Annotated in this window: 1 protein-coding gene; it reads right to left on the bottom strand. The window is 65.4% G+C overall.

The features are described 5' to 3' along the window. A partial coding sequence (locus tag CKO43_RS25470) for a pyruvate formate lyase family protein (protein WP_276570322.1) occupies positions 1-1,076 on the bottom strand: 1,076 nt, incomplete at both ends.

Here is a 1,076-nt window from a genome sequence, read left to right as displayed (position 1 = left end):
TCTTCTTGCCGTAGACCACGTTGGACGTGATCGTCAGCACCGACATCGTCGGCGTCGCGCCGCGGTAGGCCTTCTGCTGGCGCAGGTAGCCCATGAAGGTCTCGACGATCCAGCTGGCGATCGAGTCGACACGCTCGTCGTTGTTGCCGAACGCGGGGTAGCGGCCTTCGACGCGGAAGTCGGTGGCGAGGCCCCGCTCGTCGCGGATCACGTGCACCTTGGCGTGGCGCATCGCCGACAGCGAGTCGGCGACGACCGACAGGCCGGCGATGCCGCAGGCCATCGTGCGCAGGATGTCGCGGTCGTGCAGCGCCATCTCGATGCGTTCGTAGGCGTACTTGTCGTGCATGAAGTGGATCGCGTTGAGCGACTTCATGTAGACACCGGCCAGCCACTGCATCGTCGGCAGGAACTTGGCGACGACTTCGTCGTGGTCGAGCACGTCGCCCTGGAAGGGCTCCGTGACCGGGCCGACCTGCTCGCCGCTCACTTCATCGCGGCCGCCGTTGATCGCGTACAGCAGCGCCTTGCCGAGGTTGGCGCGCGCTCCGAAGAACTGCATCTGCTTGCCGATGCGCATCGCAGAGACGCAGCAGGCGATGCCGTAGTCGTCGCCCCAGTACGGCCGCATCAGGTCGTCGTTCTCGTACTGCACCGAGCAGGTGGCGATCGAGGTCTTGGCGCAGAAGTCCTTGAAACCCTGAGGCAGCTTGTCCGACCACAGCACGGTCAGGTTGGGCTCGGGCGCCGGGCCCAGGTTGTTGAGCGTCTGCAGGAAGCGGAAGCTGTTCTTCGTCACCAGCGCGCGGCCGTCTTCGCCGACACCGCCGATCGATTCGGTGACCCAGGTCGGGTCGCCCGAGAACAGCTGGTCGTAGTCGGGCGTGCGCAGGAAACGCACGATGCGCAGCTTGATGACGAGGTCGTCGATCAGTTCCTGGGCGCGCTGCTCGTCGATCAGGCCGGCTTCGATGTCGCGCTGGATGTAGATGTCCAGGAAGGTCGAGACCCGGCCCAGCGACATCGCGGCACCGTTCTGTTCCTTCACCGCGGCCAGGTAGGCGAAGTAGGTCCAC

It is taken from the genome of Rubrivivax gelatinosus (genome assembly GCF_016583785.1).
Taxonomy (GTDB): domain Bacteria; phylum Pseudomonadota; class Gammaproteobacteria; order Burkholderiales; family Burkholderiaceae_C; genus Rubrivivax; species Rubrivivax gelatinosus_B.
This window is presented reverse-complemented; position numbering and strand designations above follow the sequence as displayed.